Genomic DNA, 5,528 nt, shown 5'->3' on the forward strand with positions numbered 1-5,528 from the left:
GCAGCGAGGTGTTCGGCTCCAGCGAAGGCCGCGTCGTCAAGGCCAACGAGACGATCTCGTTCACCGCGCGCGAATCCGAGACGGTGGCGATCGTCGGCGAGTCTGGCTGCGGAAAGTCGACGCTGGCCAAGGTGCTGCTCGGCCTCGAGACCGCCAGCTCGGGCACGGTGACTTTGGCCAACAAGGAAATCCAGTCGACGGGCATCGAGCACCGCGGCGTCGACACGGTGTCGTCGATCCAGATGGTGTTCCAGAACCCGTTCGACACGCTGAACCCCAGCCACAGCGTCGGATCGCAGATCATCCGCACGCTGGAGAAGTTCAATGTCGGCAAGAATGTCGCCGAGCGGCGCCAGCGCATGCTGGAGCTGCTCGATCTGGTGAAGCTGCCCAGGGCCTTCGAAACCCGCAAGCCGCGCCAGCTGTCGGGCGGCCAGAAGCAGCGCATCGGCGTCGCGCGCGCCTTTGCCGGAGACGCCAAGGTGGTGGTGGCCGACGAGCCGGTCTCTGCGCTCGACGTCTCGGTGCAGGCGGCGGTGACCGAACTCTTGATGGACATCCAGCGCAAGAACAAGACGACGATGCTGTTCATCAGCCACGATTTGTCGGTGGTGCGCTACATCGCCGATCGCGTCGTCGTCATGTATCTGGGCTACATCGTCGAGCAGGGCACGACCGACCAGATCTTCTCGCCGCCTTACCATCCCTATACCGAGGCGCTGCTGTCCGCGATCCCGATCGCCGACACCAGCGTGGTCAAGAAGCACATCGTGCTCGAAGGCGACATCCCGTCGGCGATGAACCCGCCGACCGGCTGCCCGTTCCAGACGCGTTGCGGCTACAAGAAGCTGGTGCCGGACAATCTGTGCGAGACCAAGGTGCCGCCGGTGAAGAATCTCGGCGGCGGCCATACGAGCCTGTGCTGGCTTTCGGACGACGTGCTGGCCAAGATGGAGCCGGTCATCAAGTTCGACAAGGAGCACGCCGCGCATGAGGGCGTGCCGGACGATGCGCCGCATGGCGAGGGGCCGGGCCTCGCCGGAACGGCGCCGAACCGGCCTCGTGGCAAAACGGGCAGCGCGGAAGCCGACCAGATCGGGGAGGCCGTGGAGCAGGACAAGGCTGGCATGAAAGCCCGGCGCCACGAAGTCCGAGACGAGACATCGGAAACCGGTGTTTCAAAACCGAAAGACACGACAAGACGGCACTGACTCCGGACGGGCGTCAGCTGCCGCATTGCCGTAGCTGCGCCTCATAATCGCGCGCCATCTGATCGGTGGCGCGCGCGTAGCTCTGCACGCCGGCGTCGCCGCGGTTGCCGCGGCCATAGGCTGTCCAGCCGAGATAATAGGCCAGATAGAGATTATAGGTGTCGTTGCGGGCGACACCAAAAGTGTCGGCGGTCTTGGAGTGGTACCAGCCGACGAAATCGATGGCGTCGGCAAAGCGTGTCCGGCGCGCCGCCCAGTTGCCGGTCTCGCTTTGATATTGCGACCAGGTGCCGTCGAGCGCCTGCGAATAGCCGGTGGCGCTCGAGACATGCGTCCACGGGATGAAGCCGAGCAGCTTGGTGCGCGGCGGGCGGGCATTGCTCTTGAAGCCGGATTCCTTGCGCACCGTCGCCATCAGCACGGGAACGGGAATGCCGTATTTCCGCTCGGTCCGCTCGGCGGCGGACTGCCAGTTGTCGAACCAGCCGTCATTCTGGTCGAAGACGGCGCAGACATTGTTGATGTGGCTGGGCGCCGTCGCGCAGGCCGAAAGCGCCAGCAGCACGGAAACAGCGACAATTTTACTAAAACTCGACCTACGCATTGGAAGACGAATAGGCCGAAATCATAAAAGGAGTCTTGCTCGCTTCCTTAACGCGGATGTGGCGGGCATGAAAAATCGAGTATCGATATTACGACTTTTTGCGTCGTAATTCTTCTCTTCGATTTAGAAAAATGCCGCCTTGGCTAAAATCACGCCGGCAAATGGCGAATTCCTGACAGCTCGCCTGTGATGCCGGCGCTCTGATGCGCGCATGAGCGAACCAAGACGTAAGCGCGGCGCCGAGCGCACCAGCAACCGGGGACCAGCCGCCATCCCGCAACTGCCACGGCGGCGGGTGGAGAACCCGTATCCGCCGATGGCGCTGCTGTCGGCCGGCCAGATCGAGGCCATCCACCAAGCATCGATGCATATCCTGGAAAACTTCGGCATCGAGGTGATGAGCGCACGCGCGCTGTCGCTGTTCGAGCGCGCCGGCGCCAAGGTCGACCACGGCTCGATGAATGTGCGCATCGATCGCGGCATGGTCGAGGAGGCGCTGAGGTCGACGCGTTCGACCTACACGCTGATGCCTCGAAACCCGAACAACGCCATCCATCTCGGCGGCAGCACCATCAATTTCACGCTCGTCGCCGGCCCGCCCAATGTGCATGACATGGAACGCGGCCGGCGCGCCGGCAACCTTGACGACTACTCGGACCTCGTCCGGCTGGCGCAGCATTTCAACTGCATCCACATGCTGGGCAACCAGGTCTGCGCGCCGATCGAGCTGCCGGCGAACACAAGGCATATGGACACCTATTTCGCCAATCTGACGCTGACCGACAAATGTTTCCATGTCTCGGCGATCGGGCGGGGCAGGGCGCTCGACGGCATCGAGATGATGGCGATCGCGCGTGGGCTGACGCTGGATCAGATGGCGCAGGACCCCGGCGTCACCACCATCATTTCGGTCAACTCGCCGCGCCGCTTCGACGAGATGATGGCCGAAGGGCTGATGACCATGGCCGAATACGGCCAATCGGTGGCGGTGACGCCATTCACGCTGATGGGTGCGATGAGCCCGGTGACGCTTGCCGGCGCGCTGGCGCAGCAGAACGCCGAAGCGCTGTTCGGCATCGTGCTGACGCAGCTGGTACGGCCGGGCGCGCCGGTGATGTATGGCGCCTTCACCTCCAATGTCGACATGAAGTCGGGCGCGCCAGCCTTCGGCACGCCGGAGAACACCAAGGCCAACATCGCTTCCGGGCAGTTGGCGAGGCACTACAACTTGCCCTATCGCACGACGCCAGGCTCGGCCTCCAACGCCGCCGACGCGCAGGGCGCCTATGAGACGATGATGGCGCTGTGGGGCGCGGTGCTCGGCCACGGCAACCTGGTCTATCATGCCGCCGGCTGGCAGGAGGGCGGGCTGACGGCCTCGTTCGAGAAGCTCATCATCGATGTCGAGATGATCCAGCACATGATGGAGTTCCTGCGGCCGATAGTGGTCGACGAGGCGGAGCTCGCGGTCGAGGCGCTGGGCGCGGTGCCGTCGGGCGGCCACTTCTTCGGCGAGCCGCACACGCTGGAGCGCTACGCCACCGCCTTCTACCAGCCGATGCTTTCCAACTGGCAGAATTACGAGGCCTGGCAGGAGGCGGGCGCGCTCGACACGACGGCGCGCGCGACCAGGCTTTGGAAGAAGGCGCTGGAGGAATATGTCCAGCCGGCCATGGATCCCGCCGTGCGCGAAGCGCTCGAAGCCTATATGGCGCGCCGCAAGGAAGCGATCGGGCAAGGCGAGCCGTGAGGGAACAGCTTCCCATCCTGATTCATTTCAATCTCTCAACTCACTGAACCAACGAGAAAACCCATGAAGTCGCATGCAAAGGTCGTGGTCATCGGCGGCGGTGTCGTCGGATGCTCGGTGCTGTTCCATCTTGCCCGCCATGGCTGGACCGATGTCGTGCTGCTGGAACGCGACGAGCTGACCTCGGGCTCGACCTGGCACGCGGCCGGCGGCATGCACACCATCAATGGCGATCCCAACGTCGCCAAGCTGCAGAAATACACGATCTCGCTCTACAAGGAGATCGAGGAGCTTTCCGGGCAAGCGACCGGCGTGCATCTGACCGGCGGCGTCCTGCTGGCCGCGACCGAGGCCCGAATGGACTGGCTGCGCGGCGTGGTGTCGAAGGGCCGCTATCTCGGCATCGACCTCGAAGTGATCTCGGCCAAGGAAGCGGCGGAATTGATGCCGCTCATCGATCCCAGCCAATTCGTCGGCGCCGTGCGCAACAAGGAGGACGGCCATCTCGACCCGTCCGGCGTGACGCATGCCTATGCCAAAGCGGCGCGGAAACTCGGCGCCGAGGTCGAGCGCTTCACCAAGGTCGAGGACATCGTGCGCCGGCCCGACGGCCTATGGCGCGTCATCACCAACAAGGGCGATGTCATCGCCGAGCATGTCGTCAATGCCGGCGGGCTGTGGGCGCGCGAGGTCGGCCGCATGGTCGGGCTGGAACTGCCGGTGCTCGCCATGGAGCATATGTACCTGATCACCGAGGACATGCCGGAAGTCGCCGACTGGAACAAGAAGACCGGCACCGAGATCATCCACGCGGTCGACTTCGACGGCGAGCTCTATCTGCGCCAGGAGCGCGGCGGCATGCTGATGGGCACCTATGAAAAGGCCAACAAGGTCTGGTCGGAGTTCACCACACCTTGGAATTTCGGCCATGAGCTGCTGGAGCCGGACATCGACCGCATCGCGCCGTCGCTGGAAGTCGGCTTTCGTCATTTTCCGGCCTTCCAGAAGACCGGGATCAAGCAGATCATCAACGGCCCCTTCACCTTCGCCCCCGACGGCAATCCGCTGGTCGGCCCTGTGCGCGGCCTGCCGGGCTTCTGGGTCGCCTGCGGCGTCATGGCCGGCTTCAGCCAGGGCGGCGGCGTCGGGCTGGCGCTCTCCAACTGGATGATCGAGGGCGATCCGGGCGCCGACATCTGGGCGATGGACGTGGCGCGCTATGGCGATTGGGCGACGATGGCCTACACCAACGCCAAGGTGCGCGAGAATTATTCGCGGCGTTTTTCGATCCGCTTCCCGAACGAGGAGCTGCCTGCCGGCCGTCCGCTCAAGACGACGCCTCTCTACGACACGCTTGCCGCCAGGGGCGCGCAATGGGGCGTATCCTACGGGCTCGAAGTGCCGCTCTGGTATGCGCCGGAAGGCGTCACCGACGAGTTTTCCTGGCGGCGTTCCACCGACTTCGACCATGTCGGCAAGGAGGTCGCGGCGGTGCGCAACGGCGCCGGCCTGTCGGAGATTTCGAACTTCGCCAAATACAAGGTGACGGGCGAGGGCGCTGCTGGATGGCTCGACCGCATATTCGCCTGCAAGCTGCCCAGGCGTGGCCGCATGACGCTGGCGCCGATGCTGAAGGACGACGGCAAGCTGATCGGCGATTTCACTTTGGCCAACATCGACGACGCAGAGTGGTTCATCGCCGGCTCCGGCATTGCCGAGCAGTACCACATGCGCTGGTTCGAGGCGCATCTGCCCAAGGATGATGGCTCGGTGCGGATCGAAGCGCTGGGCCAGAAGCTCACCGGCCTTGCGATCGCCGGACCGAAGGCGAGGGAGGTTCTCGCCAAGGTCACCCGCGCCGATGTCTCCAACGCGGCGTTTCCCTTCATGGCAGTTGCGCGAATGGATATCGGCATGGCGCCGTGCCTCGTCGGCCGCGTGAGCTATACGGGCGATCTTGGCT

The 5,528-nt window shown here is 64.2% G+C and carries 4 protein-coding genes; 3 read left to right on the plus strand and 1 reads right to left on the minus strand.

Features of this window, described 5'->3' with window-relative positions:
* Window positions 1-1,211 (plus strand): oligopeptide/dipeptide ABC transporter ATP-binding protein (locus tag EOD07_RS20595; protein ID WP_164772387.1); only part of this gene is annotated, 1,211 nt, incomplete at its 5' end.
* A gap of 13 nt (window positions 1,212-1,224) precedes the next feature.
* Here EOD07_RS20595 and EOD07_RS20600 read toward each other — a convergent pair.
* Window positions 1,225-1,815, minus strand: coding sequence for a hypothetical protein (locus tag EOD07_RS20600; protein ID WP_127236771.1), 591 nt, complete (start codon window positions 1,813-1,815; stop codon window positions 1,225-1,227).
* Between the two features lie 211 nt (window positions 1,816-2,026).
* Between EOD07_RS20600 and EOD07_RS20605 the strand changes: the two genes are divergently transcribed.
* Entirely contained in the window at window positions 2,027-3,565 is a 1,539-nt protein-coding gene (locus EOD07_RS20605; RefSeq protein WP_127236772.1) for a trimethylamine methyltransferase family protein, read from the plus strand.
* A 63-nt stretch (window positions 3,566-3,628) separates the two neighbouring features.
* Window positions 3,629-5,528 (plus strand): FAD-dependent oxidoreductase (locus EOD07_RS20610; protein ID WP_164772388.1); only part of this gene is annotated, 1,900 nt, incomplete at its 3' end.

This window comes from Mesorhizobium sp. M2C.T.Ca.TU.002.02.1.1 (assembly GCF_003997225.1).

Coding starts and splice junctions, on each gene's coding strand:
- EOD07_RS20600 (WP_127236771.1), bottom strand. CDS start 1,815: ATGCGTAGGTCGAGTTTTAGTAAAATTGTCGCTGTTTCCGTGCTGCTG.
- EOD07_RS20605 (WP_127236772.1), top strand. CDS start 2,027: ATGAGCGAACCAAGACGTAAGCGCGGCGCCGAGCGCACCAGCAACCGG.